This window comes from Paraburkholderia podalyriae, assembly GCF_014397785.1.
In the GTDB taxonomy this organism is placed as follows: domain Bacteria; phylum Pseudomonadota; class Gammaproteobacteria; order Burkholderiales; family Burkholderiaceae; genus Paraburkholderia; species Paraburkholderia podalyriae.
This window is the reverse complement of record NZ_VZQQ01000002.1, coordinates 43,012-56,013: the sequence shown is the minus strand read 5'-3', so window position 1 is coordinate 56,013 and position 13,002 is coordinate 43,012. Positions and strand designations below refer to the sequence as shown.

General features: G+C 63.0%; 12 protein-coding genes and 1 pseudogene. 8 read left to right on the top strand and 5 right to left on the bottom strand.

Annotation, left to right across the window (positions count from 1 at the left end; genetic code table 11):
• Positions 1-30 precede the first annotated feature (30 nt).
• Positions 31-795, bottom strand: a complete 765-nt coding sequence (locus tag F6X42_RS02565) for a DeoR/GlpR family DNA-binding transcription regulator (protein ID WP_187632708.1) — start codon at positions 793-795, stop codon at positions 31-33.
• A gap of 334 nt (positions 796-1,129) precedes the next feature.
• Between F6X42_RS02565 and F6X42_RS02560 the strand changes: the two genes are divergently transcribed.
• From F6X42_RS02560 to F6X42_RS43755, 7 genes and pseudogenes are all read left to right on the top strand, one after another.
• Entirely contained in the window at positions 1,130-2,122 is a 993-nt protein-coding gene (locus tag F6X42_RS02560) for a 2-keto-3-deoxygluconate permease (protein WP_187632936.1), read from the top strand.
• A 2-nt stretch (positions 2,123-2,124) separates the two neighbouring features.
• Entirely contained in the window at positions 2,125-3,462 is a 1,338-nt protein-coding gene (locus F6X42_RS02555; protein WP_187632707.1) for a four-carbon acid sugar kinase family protein, read from the top strand.
• Positions 3,459-4,460: a 4-hydroxythreonine-4-phosphate dehydrogenase PdxA gene (gene pdxA / locus F6X42_RS02550; protein ID WP_187632706.1), complete on the top strand. Its 1,002-nt coding sequence runs from the start codon at positions 3,459-3,461 to the stop codon at positions 4,458-4,460. The genes F6X42_RS02555 and pdxA overlap by 4 nt, the downstream gene beginning before the upstream one ends.
• Positions 4,461-4,481: 21 nt before the next feature.
• Positions 4,482-5,078 (top strand): TetR/AcrR family transcriptional regulator, encoded by a 597-nt coding sequence (locus F6X42_RS02545; RefSeq protein ID WP_187632705.1) that lies wholly within the window; start codon positions 4,482-4,484, stop codon positions 5,076-5,078.
• 106 nt (positions 5,079-5,184) lie between these two features.
• Positions 5,185-6,339 (top strand): alcohol dehydrogenase, encoded by a 1,155-nt coding sequence (gene yqhD / locus F6X42_RS02540; protein WP_187632704.1) that lies wholly within the window; start codon positions 5,185-5,187, stop codon positions 6,337-6,339.
• 41 nt (positions 6,340-6,380) lie between these two features.
• Positions 6,381-7,286: an NAD(P)-dependent oxidoreductase gene (locus F6X42_RS02535; RefSeq protein ID WP_187632703.1), complete on the top strand. Its 906-nt coding sequence runs from the start codon at positions 6,381-6,383 to the stop codon at positions 7,284-7,286.
• 254 nt (positions 7,287-7,540) lie between these two features.
• Positions 7,541-7,723, top strand: a pseudogene (locus F6X42_RS43755) (TetR/AcrR family transcriptional regulator C-terminal domain-containing protein); the annotation flags it as partial.
• A gap of 158 nt (positions 7,724-7,881) precedes the next feature.
• Here F6X42_RS43755 and F6X42_RS02525 read toward each other — a convergent pair.
• From F6X42_RS02525 to F6X42_RS02510, 4 genes are all read right to left on the bottom strand, one after another.
• Entirely contained in the window at positions 7,882-8,268 is a 387-nt protein-coding gene (locus F6X42_RS02525) for a nuclear transport factor 2 family protein (RefSeq protein WP_187632702.1), read from the bottom strand.
• 111 nt (positions 8,269-8,379) lie between these two features.
• Positions 8,380-9,726, bottom strand: coding sequence for an MFS transporter (locus F6X42_RS02520; protein WP_187632701.1), 1,347 nt, complete (start codon positions 9,724-9,726; stop codon positions 8,380-8,382).
• Positions 9,727-9,822: 96 nt separating this feature from the next.
• A complete protein-coding gene (mhpA, locus tag F6X42_RS02515) occupies positions 9,823-11,346 on the bottom strand; it encodes a bifunctional 3-(3-hydroxy-phenyl)propionate/3-hydroxycinnamic acid hydroxylase MhpA (protein WP_187632935.1) in 1,524 nt (507 codons plus the stop codon).
• A gap of 58 nt (positions 11,347-11,404) precedes the next feature.
• The gene (locus tag F6X42_RS02510; protein ID WP_187632700.1) at positions 11,405-12,253 is read right to left on the bottom strand and encodes a fumarylacetoacetate hydrolase family protein; all 849 of its coding nucleotides are present in this window, start codon (positions 12,251-12,253) and stop codon (positions 11,405-11,407) included.
• Positions 12,254-12,399: 146 nt separating this feature from the next.
• Here F6X42_RS02510 and F6X42_RS02505 point away from each other — a divergent pair, with 146 nt between their 5' ends.
• Complete coding sequence (locus F6X42_RS02505) at positions 12,400-12,966, top strand: VOC family protein (protein WP_187632699.1); 567 nt, start codon at positions 12,400-12,402, stop codon at positions 12,964-12,966.
• Positions 12,967-13,002 lie beyond the last annotated feature (36 nt).

The following is a 13,002-nucleotide window of genomic DNA, read 5'->3' as shown; positions in this document are numbered from 1 at the left end:
CCGTTATACCTGGCAGTCAATGTGCCCATGCTACCGCGCCGTCTCGACGGTCACCTCGCCGTGCAACAGGAATGAGGTCATCTCAGGTGCGTCGCGACGGGCATCGGTCACGAGCGTCCACTCGCGTTCGAGCGGTGTCCAGTGTTGCTGGCTTGCGCGGTCCAGCTTGTGCGAGGTGACCAGTACGAAGAGTTGGGCAGCCTGCCTGATGACGCATTCCTTCAGGTAGGCCTGCTCCGCTGACGCCTCGCAGAGGCCTCGGTCAGCCACCACGCCGTCCGCGCCGAGAAATGCCTTGTCGACGGACAGGCGGCTCAAGGCAAGCTGCGCAAGCGGGCCGAGCGTGCTCATGCTGGTGGGACGCAGATCGCCGCCGATCAGCGTGACGGGCACTTCGCTCGCAGCGAGCGTGTTGACGGCCAACAGATTGTTGGTCACAACGCGAACCTCGCGACGGCCGGCGAGCAAACGTGCCATTGCCGCGGTGGTGGTGCCGCCGTCGAGAAAGATGGCGTCGCCATCCTGCACATGGCTCACGGCCACGCGCGCGATGGCCTCCTTTTGCTCGCGAAAACTCTCGCGGCGGCTATCGAGCGATTCCTCGGGTTCGTGAATACCGAGCGAAGCGGCCGCGCCTCCGTAGGTGCGCACGATGCGCCGTTCGTCGGCGAGCGCGCGCAGGTCGCGGCGAACCGTCGCCTCGGACATGCCGAAGTGCTCGCACAACGCGCTGACATCGGTCATGCCGGAGAGGACGGCCTGCAGCATTGCCTCGCGGCGGTTCGTAACTTTCATGGTGATGGTTTGCCTGGGTGGTGCGCCGTGTAAAGGCGTCGAATCGCGTAAGTGTAATCAAACGGGCTGGCGGGGCAATGGGGCGGGGCAGGCAGGTGTGCGCCGCGCGAATGTGCCCGCCTGCGGCTGCAGGCCTGCTGCGTTAAATTGACTGAATTGATTGAATCGATCAATTCAGGCGGGAAGCCCATCGCCCCAAAATTTTCAAAATGTCGGCTATAAAAAGGGTTATTCCAGAAATATTTGCGCGAAGCGGAGGGCGGGCGTACACTCATAAATGATTGAATCGATCATTAAAGTGATCATATCGATCACAAACAACCTTGAGACAACTATGGCCCAACTACCCATCAAGCGCGCAATCGAACGCGTACCCGGCGGAATGATGATCGTCCCGCTCCTGCTCGGCGCAGTCATCGCCACCTTTCTGCCGGGCATGCCGAAATTCTTCGGTTCCTTCACGAATGCGCTGTTTACGGGTGCGTTGCCTATCCTTGCTGTGTTCTACGTGTGCATGGGCTCGTCCATCGATATCAAGGCGACGCCCTATCTGCTGAAAAAGGGCGGCGCGCTGTTTGCCGCGAAGGTGGGGACGGCGATTGTCGTCGGTTTCGTGCTGGGCCATTTTCTTGGCGAGATGCCCGTCTCCTCCGGACTGTTCGCCGGAATGTCGACGCTCGCGGTGGTCGCCGCGATGAACGACACCAACGGCGGCCTCTACATGGCGTTGATGGGGCAATATGGCAAATCTGAAGACGTCGGCGCGTACACGATCATGTCGCTCGAATCCGGCCCGTTCCTCACCATGGTCACGCTCGGCGTGGCCGGGCTTTCGGCGTTTCCCTGGCAGACGCTGATCGGCAGCGTCCTGCCGCTGGCGGCCGGCATGCTGCTGGGCAATCTCGACCGGGAAATGCGCGCCTTTCTTGGCCGCGCCGTGCCGGTCATGATTCCGTTCTTCGCGTTGGCGCTCGGTGCGAGCCTCGACCTGCACAAGGTATGGCAAGCGGGCCTGCTGGGCATCGGCCTCGGCATTGCCGTGGTGATCGTCACGGGCATTCCCCTTTACCTGACCGATCGGCTGACGGGCGGCACGGGTGTCGCTGGGGTGGCGGCCGCCAACACGGCGGGCAACGGCGCGGCGGTGCCCGCGCTGATCGCCGCGGCCAATCCGGTCTACGCTGAAGCCGCCAAAAGTGCGACGCTGCTGGTTGCCGCGTGCGTGGTCGTGACGGCCATCGTCTCGCCCATACTCACCGCGGCTGTCGCAAAGCGTGTCGCCACGCGCACGGAAGCGAGAGACTCGACCGTCGGAGCGACACGTTGAGCATGACTAAACTTGTGATCGTCGCCGACGACCTGTCCGGCGCCGCCGATTGCGCGATTGCCTTCGCCGCTGCTGGTCTGCGCACGGCGGTGAGCCTCACGGCGGCGCAGGCGACGCTGCACTCCGAAGTGATCGCGGTGGATACTGACACGCGCCGTATGTCGCCCGCTGACGCGGCACGTTGCACGGGCGCGGCGTGGCAGGTATACGGCGCGCCGGCCTGCCGGTTGTACAAAAAAATCGATTCCACCTTGCGCGGCAACTGGGCCGCCGAAGTCGCCGGCTTGCAGCCGCTCGCGGGGCTTGCCATTGTCGCGCCGGCTTACCCGGCAACCGGGCGTACTGTGTGTGACGGCCGGGTCTTCGTGCACGGCATTCCGCTCGAAGAGACCGAAACCTGGCAGCTCGAACACGCTGAACGTTCTGCCGATCTCGCGACGATGCTGGAGTCCGCGGGCCTCAACACGGCGCTGCTGAGGGTCGCGGCGCTGCGCGGCGATCGGCAGGCATTGCGCGAGACCATCGGCACAATGATGCGCGGCGGCATGCAGGCGCTGGTCGTCGATGCGCAAACCGATGCGGACCTCAGGGCGCTCGCCGAGGCCACGGCGTCGCTCGACGGCGCGTTCTTCTGGGTCGGCTCCGGCGGACTGGCTCGCGAGCTGGCTTTAGTGAGCGGCCAGTCCGCGCCCGCGCCGGACCAAAACGCGGCGCCGCGGCAGATGTACCGGCAGGACGGCGCGGTGCTGATTCTTGTCGGCAGCCTCTCGGCGGTCTCGGAGCAGCAATGCGCGATGCTGCGCGAGCGTGCGGGCATCGCCGAGATCGTGGTGCCGCCCGCCTTGCTGCGAGACGCCGAGCGGCATCCGCAATGGCCGGTCTGGCAGGCCCGCGTCGCCGCTCACCTTGGCGAACGCACCGATCTGCTGCTGCGAATCGGGCGCGACGAAGCGTTCAATCCGGCCGAAGGTGCGCATCTGTCGAAGGCGCTGGCGGCGCTCGTTGCGCCATCGTTTGCGCATCTCAGCGGACTGATCGCCACCGGCGGCGAAACTGCGCGCGCGATGCTGAGCGCGGTCGGTATCGCCAGTTTGCAATTGCTGTCGGAGATCGAGCCGGGCGTCGCGGTAGCGCGTCCGCATGGCCGCGAGCACCTCAGGATTGTCACCAAGGCCGGCGCATTCGGCAGCGCGCATGCGCTGTACGGCGCTTACCTTCATCTGAGGAGCGCGAGGACCGACTCCGCGCGCGGCGGGCCGGAACTCAGCAGCCCGGCCGGCCCCTCCACACCCTCAACGGCTAGCAACACGAGCCCACGGAATTCAGCCAAAACACTATGAGCAACTACCTTCCTGTCATCGGCATCACGATGGGCGACGCAGCCGGCGTGGGTCCCGAGATCGTGGTCAAGAGCCTGACGCACGAGTCGGTCTATCAGCAGTGCCGCCCGCTTGTCATCGGCGATGCGGCACGCCTCGAACGCGCGGATGAGATTCTCGGTGGTAGCGCCACGGTGCGTCGTATCGAGAACGCGTCGGAGGCCCGCTATGAGTCGGGGACCATCGAGTGTATCGACCTCGCGCTGATTCCCGTCGACCTGCCATTTGGCAAGCTGTCGGCACTCGCGGGCGACGCCGCCTACCGCTACATTGCGCGCGCGGTCGAGCTGGCAAAAGCCGGCGAGATCGACGCGATCTGCACGGCGCCCTTGAACAAGGAGGCGCTTCACGCAGGCGGTCACAAGTATCCTGGCCACACCGAGATGCTCGCATATCTCACCGGCATCGACGAAGTCTCGATGATGCTCGTCGCGCCTAAATTGCGCGTGATTCACGTGACCACGCACATCGGCATCATCGATGCGATTCGCAAGATCGAGCCGGGCCTCGTGCAGCGCACGATCGAACGCGGTCATGCGACGCTCGTGAAGGCCGGCATCGCCAATCCGCGCATCGCCGTGTGCGGCATCAATCCGCATGCGGGCGAGAACGGCCTGTTCGGTTACGGCGAGGAAGAAGAAAAGATCGTTCCCGCGGTGCAGCGTCTTCGCGAGCGAGGCTGGGACATTGAAGGTCCGTTGCCTGCCGACACGCTTTTCTTCCGCGCCGGACGCGGCGATTTCGACCTGGTGGTCGCGATGTATCACGATCAGGGTCACGGTCCGGTCAAAGTTCTTGGGCTGGAGGCGGGCGTCAATGTGACGGTCGGTCTGGATGTGATCCGCACCTCGGTCGATCACGGCACGGCGTTCGACATCGCCGGCAAGGGCATTGCCGATGAGCGCAGTCTCCTCGAAGCCTTGCGTCAGGGCGCCGAGCTCGCCACGCGGCGAGCCTGAGACGCGGCGATGGGAGCACCTGTGCGCAGAACCGCGGACTTTCACCAGAAGCTGCTGGAGGCCGGCGTCGCGCTGTTTGCCGAAACCGGCTATCACGGCACCGGCGTGAAGGACATCGTTGCGCGCGCCGGCGTGCCGAAGGGTTCGTTCTACAACTACTTCGACAGCAAGGAAGCGTTTGGCGCGGCGATCCTGCGTCACTACGCGGACGAGCAGGCGGCAGAGTGGCAGCAGTATTCGATCGAAGTGGATGCGCCTGATCCGCTGCTCGCGCTACGCGGCATCTACGAGCGCATGGTGGCCGACTACGAGGCTTGTGAAGATCGTTGCGGATGCCTGTTAGGCAACTTTGCCGGCGAGATCGCGCAGTCGAGCGATCTGTGCCGTCGTGCGGCGCGCCTGACGGTCGACGAATGGCGCATGCGTTGTGCGGAGTACCTGCGCCGAGGACAGGAGTTCGGTTCGGTGCGCCGCGATCTTCCGGCTGAAGCAATGGCAGACCTTTTCTGGAACATGTGGGAAGGCAGCCTGTTGCGGATGAAGCTGGAGGACTCGGTCGAACCTTTGAAGGCCTGTGTGCATTCGATGTTCGATCTGTTTTTCAAGTCCCGGCAATAACAGTAAGCGAGGTCGGCGCGCCGGGCGGCGCGCAGTCGCTCTGCGGTGCGCGGTTTGTCCGCAGTTGAGACGACCGGTCATATCAATGCAGGAAAGCAAGGTCCCCATGCAAAACTTCATCTTCCACAATCCAACTCGCATTCTGTTCGGCGAAGGCCAGATCGCCGCACTCGACACCGAGGTCCCGACCAACGCGCGCGTGATGATCACGTGCGGCGGCGGCAGCGTCAAGAGCAATGGCGTGCTCGCGCAAGTACAGGCAGCGCTCGGCGAGCGCTCCTATTTCGTGTTCAGCGGCATCGAGCCCAATCCCACCTACGAAACCTTGATGCAGGCGGTCGAGTTGGCACGTGAGCGCGACCTCGACTTTCTGCTCGCAGTCGGCGGCGGCTCGGTGATCGACGGCACGAAGTTCATCGCGGCCGCACTGAAGTTCGACGGCGAGCCGTGGGACATCCTCGCGAAACAGGTCGAAGTGCGCGACGCGATGCCGTTCGGCAGTGTGTTGACGTTGCCGGCCACGGGTTCCGAAATGAACAACGGCGGCGTGATCAGCCATCGCGCGAAAGGCGACAAGCTGCCGTTTCGCAGCGATGCAACCTATCCGCGATTTTCCGTGCTCGATCCGGTCACGACCTACTCGCTGCCGCCGCGGCAGATCGCCAACGGCGTCGTCGACGCATTCGTTCATGTCGTCGAGCAGTACCTGACCTATCCGGTCGATGCGAAAGTGCAGGACCGCTTTGCTGAAGGGCTGTTGATCACGTTGACCGAAGTGGGCCCGCAGGCGCTTGCCGAGCCGCACAACTATGCGGTGCGCGCCAACCTCATGTGGACCGCGACGCTCGCGCTCAACGGCCTGATCGGCGCAGGCGTGCCGCAGGACTGGGCGACTCACATGCTCGGCCACGAAATCACCGCGCTGCACGGGCTCGATCATGCGCAGACGCTCGCGATCGTGCTGCCGGCCATGCTGAGCGTGCGACGGCAACAGAAGCACGCCAAGCTGCTGCAATACGCGGAGCGCGTCTGGAACATTACCGAGGGTAGCGAGGACGAGCGCATCAGCGCGGCGATCACGGCAACCCGCGTGTTCTTCGAGCGCATGTCGCTCGGGACCCGGTTGCGCGACTATCAGATTGGCGGCAGCTCCATCGGCACGCTGATCAACAAGCTCGAAGAGCACGGGATGACGGCGTTGGGCGAGCACGGCGACGTGACGCTCGAAGTCAGCCGCCAGGTCTATCAACTTGCAGTCTGAGCGATCCCGTGTCCGCTTGACTGTTCTCCTGGATTATCACCATGAAGATTGGATTCGTAGGTCTTGGCTCGATGGGCGCCGCAATTGCGATGAACCTGGTCGAGTCGGGGCATGAGGTGCATGTTTTCAACCGCACGGCCGCGAGGGCGGAGCCTTTGCGCGCCGCTGGCGCACGGGTCGCCGCAAGCCCGGCGCACGCCGCGGAGTCGGCTGATGTCGTGTTCACGATGGTCGCCGACGATGCCGCGCATGCCGCCGTCACGTTCGGCGAGGCCGGTATTGCTAACGCGCTGCGACCGGGCGCGCTGCATATCTCGATGAGCACGATTAGCGTGGCGGCCGCGCAGGATCACGCGGCGCGCTACCGCGAAGCGGAACTCCCTTTCGTGTCCGCGCCGGTATTCGGACGGCCCGACGCCGCTGCGGCGCGCAAGCTCTTCATCATGGCCGCGGGCGAGGACACGCATCTCACCGTCGCGGTCCCGCTTCTTGAGCAACTCGGACAGTCGGTCGGCATCGTCGGCACGGATCCTTCGCAGGCGAACCTTGTGAAGCTGATCGGCAATTTCATGCTGTCCGCGATCATCGAGACTTTGGGCGAGGCCTGTGCGGTGGCCGGCAAGGCGGGCATCGACCCGATGCGCCTCGTCGAATTGCTGACGAGCGCGAACTTCAACGCGCCGCCGTACAAGATCTACGGCCCATTGATCGCGTCCCAGCAGTTCCAGCCGCCGGGTTTTTCGTTGCCGCTCGGCCAGAAGGACAACCGTCTGATGCTGGCGGCCGCCGAGGCGCTGGGTGTGCCGTTGCCGCTGGCGAGCCTCGTGCGCGACCGCTTCCTGACCTTGCGTTCGCAAGGGATGGGCGCCGCGCACGACTGGTCGGCGGTAGCGTTGTGTGCGTTGTCCGATGCGGGCATGAGCAAGCCGATCCACTTCCCGACCTAGCCGCCTCGCGACTGATTCGGCGGTCTTCACGCTGAGCCACACGATGACGAGCGCTGCCGCGGCCAGCCGCGGCCGCAGTAAGCCGTCCAGGGGCTACCATCCGAATCTTTGCCGGAGACTGTCTGCACTGAACGAGGATGTGAGGCCCACGGCGAAGATTGTCATGTCATCGGTGGCCTCAGCATGGCAATTTTCAGACGCCTCTCGGAAACGCGCCACAGCTGATCAGCTTCGGCAAGCACTACCTGACCGCGGTGCAGCCGCAGTTGCTCGCGGTACGCCGTCTGTCCAATCATGAAGGCGGCCGCTCGCATGTGGGAGCGTTGTTTTACGAACGTGGACTGAAGCTCGGCTGGCAAATGGTGACCGAGTTCCTGCAGCAGTCCTGCGAGGCCGGCCAGTTGCGCAAGTGTGACCCGACCGTCGCGGCAGCGCATCTTCGGGCGCTGTGCCAGGCGGAGCTGGTGGAGCTTTGCCTTCTGGGCTGCCGCCGGACACGACGCCGGGCAACGTCACGAAAACCGTTCAAAGAGCGGTTGACGTGTTCCTGGCCACTTATGGATGCGCGCAGTCGCCGGGCTGATAGCGATTCGCGTCAGTCCGGCAAGCGCCCCGAATGGACGTGCCACAGCTTCCAGACAGCTTCGCGTTTGATCCAGATCTGCGTGACGAGCGCGCGAATCTCGACCTCGGATCCATCCACCCTGCGCACCAGTGACTGCTCAAGACGACCCGTCGTGATCACCATGTCTCGCAGAAACCTGTACGCGAGCGGCTGCGGACGCTTAATCTGCCGTGTCTCGATCTTCTCGGCGAGGAAAGTCAGATACTCCGACTTGCCATGAACGTAGCCGGATGAGTGAACGAACATCAGCTCGTCGTCGAGAAGCGAGGCCAGTGTCAGCATGTCCCCTGACACAGTGGCGTCGCAGCGTTGTTTTTCCGCTGCGTCGACGGCGGTTTGAGCGAACGCATGCTTCATCGTGATTCTCCTGCGGCTGTGGCATGCGCGTGGCCCGTCAGGAACGGCACCGGCAGCCTGTTGAGTTGTGTGTTCGCGGGCATCTTCCGCGCGGCGAATCGTTCGCCGCGGTCAACGCAATAATTCGCCGCTCAGTCGATTTCCCTGCGAAATGGGTTCGGCCGCGAACCTTCCCATCGGCAATGCATAGCTTGCAAGCAGCGCGACTGCGGATGCGCACAAAACGTAGTAGGCTGGCGCTGCGAGGGAACCGGTCTGGCGAATCAGTAGAGTCGCCAGCAACGGCGCAAAGCCGCTGAAGACGACGACCGACAGGTTGTATGCAAGCGCGATTCCACTGAATCTGACCTGGACAGGAAATTGATCGGCGAGTACCGACGCCCAAGTCCCGCTTGCAAGTGAGAAAACCACGCCGGCGAGGACAAATAGCACGACCGGATCGACGGTATGGTTGACGAGCGCTTGATAGAACGGGTAGCTCAACACGAGCAATAGCGCCGCGGACGTGCGCAGGAGATACCGGCGCGGGATCTTGTCGCCGAGCCAGCCCGCAGCGAGCAGGCCGAAAGAGCTGACGATCAGATAAGCGTTCTGGGCAATCGCCGCAGTCCGGGGTGCGTAATGCAACTGCTGCACGAGATAAGCGGGCATATGGCCGTAGAGTATGCCGTTGACGCCGGCCATCACCGCGATCGTGAGCGCGCCCGCCGCAACGGCCTTGCCATGACGTCGCAGCGTCTCGCGAAACGGTTGTTTGACGACGGCTCCATGCATCTTCTTGAACTCGGGAGACTCATCCAGATTGCGGCGCATCCAGTAGGAGACGATTCCGCAAACCCCGCCGAACAGAAACGCGATCCGCCAGCCATACGCCGCCGCATCCGCAGCGGAGAGGTAAGTCTGGATGCCGAGGTTGACGAACGTGGCCAGCAACACGCCAACGTTGACCGCGCAGATGATGATGCCCGCGGCAAGGCCCGCGCGATGCGGTGCCGCTTCCACCGCATAGGTGATGGCGCCGGGCATTTCTCCGCCGACGCAAAAACCCTGCAGCATGCGAAGCATGATCAACAGGATCGACGCGGTCGTGCCCCAGCTCTGGTAGTTGGGCAGCAGCCCCAGACAGATGGTCGCGGTCGTGACCACAATGATCGAGCCAAGGAATACCGGACGCCGGCCATAACGGTCGCCCCAGCTACTGAGCACAATCCCGCCGAGCGGCCGGATCACGTATCCGATCGCAAGCACGGAGAAAGTCGCGAGCATGCTGATCAGCGACGACGCATTCGGGAAAAACTGGGCCGCAATGTTATGCGCAAAGAAGCCGTAGACGATGAAATCGTAAAACTCCAGCGAGCCGCCAAGGCTCGCGATGAGAATCATCTTCCACTGCGACCATGTCAGGCCGGGGGGCTGCGGGCGGTCGGCGCCGCCGACCGGATTACGGGTTGTCTCCATGACTCCTCCAGTGATTGTTGGCTTCTTTGTCCAATGATGGGTGTGCGTTGGTAACGATGTCTCTCGCGCTTCAACGCGTTTTGCGGGCTTACCAGGTCATGCGCTCTCTGTCTGCAGGCCAGGTAATGCGTGTTCAAGCAGACAGCACAAGGATTCCGCCTCCTGAGCGACGCCATACACATACCGGTCGGGACGTATAAGCACAGCTGAAGCGCCGGTTGAAGCTAACCACTCACGGACGGCAGCCCCTTCGCTGGCGACGATCTCGACGCCAGCCTGCGCGGCGCGACTAGAAATGTCGCTACATTCAGCGAGCAACTCCGGTAGCACGACGAGTGCAAAGCGATAGCCGACCACGTCGTCCAGCAGGCGTCCGTCCGCCAGACGGGGTTGGGGGGCGATTTGTCCAACAACGCCTGATGGTTCATCGAGACAGGCTCCCGGGCCGAGCTTCGGTTGCGGGGTGACGAAATTGCGAATCGCTGCGCTCATTTCGCTGTCGCGGCTGCTGGCAAGTTCCGGACGGGTCGTCCGAATCACGGACCCGAGCTGTACCGCTGTTTCGATAAATTCGCGCACGTGCGGCGAGCGCTCGGATTCGTAGGTATCGAGCAGGGTATCAGGCGCCTCTGCGCGGATGACGGCACCCAGCTTCCATGCGAGATTCGAAGCGTCGCGGATACCGGCCGCCATTCCCTGGCCCATGAAGGGCGGCGTCTGATGCGCTGCATCTCCGGAAAGCAGAAGTCGTCCACGGCGCCAGCCGTTGGCCACCACCGAGTGAAAGGTGTAGATGGCGGAACGTTCGAGGCGTGCGTCGGCCGGCGAAATCCAGCGAGCGAGCTTGCCCCACAGCCACTCATGAGAACCGAGTTGTGCCGCATCATCGCCGGGCATCACCATGATCTCCCAGCGGCGGCGATTGCCGGGGCCGCGCGTGTAGGTGGTCGGGCGCGCCGGGTCGCAGTATTGAATCGAGTAATCGCCGAGGTCGGGCCGAGGGGCGTCAAGCAATACGTCGACGACCACCCAACGTTCATGCGATTTCAGATCAGTGAGTTCGGTGCCCATGAAGCGCCGCGCAATCGAGCGCGCGCCGTCGCAGCCGACGACGTAACGGGCAGTGGCATGGCCGAGCTTGCCGCAACTCGTGTCTTCGAAGCGGAGCCGGACGCCATTGCTCGTCTCGTCTAGCGCGAACACTTCGTGACGCAGGCGCACATCGACATTCGGCTGGCCGGCCAGGCGTTCACGTAACGCGTTCTCGAGATCGGGCTGATGAAACTTGTAACTCGCGCACCAGCCATGCGGCCCGATGCAAGTGGGGCGCTGCCAGTCGATCAGCAACTTGCCCTCGGCGTTCACGAATTTCATGCCGGGACCGACAAACAGCTTGGGAAGCAGTGAGTCCGCGATGCCGACGGTCTGGAACACGCGCATGCATTCGCCATCGAAGTGCACTGCGCGGGGTAGCGCGAAAATGTCCTTGTCTCGCTCCAGCACCAGCACCCGCAAGCCTTCGATTGCGAGCAGGTTGGCCAGCGTCGCTCCGGTGGGCCCGAGGCCGATGACTGCCACGTCGTAATCACACGCGTGCGTCGAAATGGTTTTATCTGACATGTCTGAGTCCGTCTGGAAGACGCCGGGCGCACGCACAGCGTGAGTCCGGCGCTGGGTGTTACTCGTCGGCGACCGGGTTGGACAGCACACCGATTCGATCTACCTCCACTTCCGTCACGTCGCCCGGCTTCATGAAGAGCGGCGGGTTGCGCTTCGCGCCGACGCCGCCGGGCGTGCCGGTCACGATCACATCTCCTGGAGCGAGCGGGGTGAAGGTCGACAGGTAGGCGATCTGTTTGGCGATGCCGTGGATCAGCATCTGCGTCGTCGCGCGTTGTACTTCCTGGCCGTTCAGGCGGGTGACGAGCGTCATCACCGCGTTGGGTTCGATCTCGTCGCTCGTCACCATCCACGGCCCGAACGCGCCGGTGCGATAAAAGTTTTTACCCGGCCCCCACTGGCTCGTATGGCGCTGCCAGTCCCGCACGGAGCCGTCGTTGTAACAGGCGTAGCCAGCGATGTGATTCCACGCGTCGGCTTCGGCAATGCGCCGTCCGCCGCGACCGATGACGACGGCAATTTCGCCCTCGTAGTCGAACTGCTGCGACTCCGGCGGACGAAGCATCGGCTGGCCATGGCCAACCTGCGAAGCCGGCACGCGCATGAAGATGACCGGCTGCTCGGTGGTCTCGCGATTGGTTTCCTTGACGTGCTCGGCATAGTTCAGCCCGATACAGAAGATCTGCCCGGGGTTCGTAATGACCGGCAACAGCGTGACTTCCGACAGCGGGTAGTCGCCCTGGGTACCTTCGGCCGCCTGGGCGGCCTCGCCGAATGCATCGGCGGCAATCAGCGCTTTCAGATCCGCATAGCGGCCGCCAAGACGCTTGCCGAGGTCGAATACGGTTGCGTCGCGAACGATGCCGAACGAGGGGCCTTGATGGGTAGAAAAGCTGGCGAGTTTCATTGATGCTCCGGTGGATAAAAAGTCGATGCGATCAGCGCTTCGATCCTTCAAAAAGTTGTGCATTTATCTTATTTTGAGAATAAACTAAATTTAACAAAGGACACAACGTCTTTTTTGTTAGGGTTTATCACTACGTGGAGACAAGCATGAACGGTATGAAGCAAGCGCGAGCGGGCCTGTCGCTGAGTCACATGGGTTTTTATGTGAGCGACATGGCACGGGTGGAGGACTTTTATTCCCGGGTGCTGGAGTTCACCGTGACGGATCGGGGGACGCTGCAGACGCCGCACGGCACTGTGCGACTCGTGTTCTTGAGCCGCGATCCCGCGGTGCATCACCAGATCGTGCTCGCGAGCGGCCGCCCCGAACACTTGACGTTCAATCCGATCAACCAGATTTCGTTCGAAGCGGACAGCCTTGCCACGCTGAGGCAGTTTTACCAGCGGTTCGTCGCGGAAGGCCTGGAGGAAATCAACCCCGTCACTCACGGCAATGCGATCTCGATCTATGCGCGCGATCCCGAAGGCAACCGCCTCGAGCTCTTCATCGACACGCCGTGGTATGTCGATCAGCCAATGCGGGTGCCTGTCGACTTCAACTTGCCCGATGCTGATCTGATCGCGGCCGTTGAACACCATGCGCGCGCGCTATCGGGGTTCAGGCCGCGCAGCGTCTGGCAGGCAGAAATGGCCGAGCGGATGGGGCTTGCATAAGCGCGGATATAATCCGTTCACACACGAGGAGCCCAG

Bases quoted from the DNA above. Each gene is read 5' to 3' on its own strand.
- F6X42_RS02520 (WP_187632701.1), bottom strand. From the start codon at position 9,726: ATGGAGACAACCCGTAATCCGGTCGGCGGCGCCGACCGCCCGCAGCCC.
- yqhD (WP_187632704.1), top strand. From the start codon at position 5,185: ATGCAAAACTTCATCTTCCACAATCCAACTCGCATTCTGTTCGGCGAA.
- F6X42_RS02565 (WP_187632708.1), bottom strand. From the start codon at position 795: ATGAAAGTTACGAACCGCCGCGAGGCAATGCTGCAGGCCGTCCTCTCC.
- F6X42_RS02525 (WP_187632702.1), bottom strand. From the start codon at position 8,268: ATGAAGCATGCGTTCGCTCAAACCGCCGTCGACGCAGCGGAAAAACAA.
- F6X42_RS02560 (WP_187632936.1), top strand. From the start codon at position 1,130: ATGGCCCAACTACCCATCAAGCGCGCAATCGAACGCGTACCCGGCGGA.
- F6X42_RS02535 (WP_187632703.1), top strand. From the start codon at position 6,381: ATGAAGATTGGATTCGTAGGTCTTGGCTCGATGGGCGCCGCAATTGCG.
- mhpA (WP_187632935.1), bottom strand. From the start codon at position 11,346: ATGTCAGATAAAACCATTTCGACGCACGCGTGTGATTACGACGTGGCA.
- F6X42_RS02510 (WP_187632700.1), bottom strand. From the start codon at position 12,253: ATGAAACTCGCCAGCTTTTCTACCCATCAAGGCCCCTCGTTCGGCATC.
- F6X42_RS02555 (WP_187632707.1), top strand. From the start codon at position 2,125: ATGACTAAACTTGTGATCGTCGCCGACGACCTGTCCGGCGCCGCCGAT.
- pdxA (WP_187632706.1), top strand. From the start codon at position 3,459: ATGAGCAACTACCTTCCTGTCATCGGCATCACGATGGGCGACGCAGCC.
- F6X42_RS02505 (WP_187632699.1), top strand. From the start codon at position 12,400: ATGAACGGTATGAAGCAAGCGCGAGCGGGCCTGTCGCTGAGTCACATG.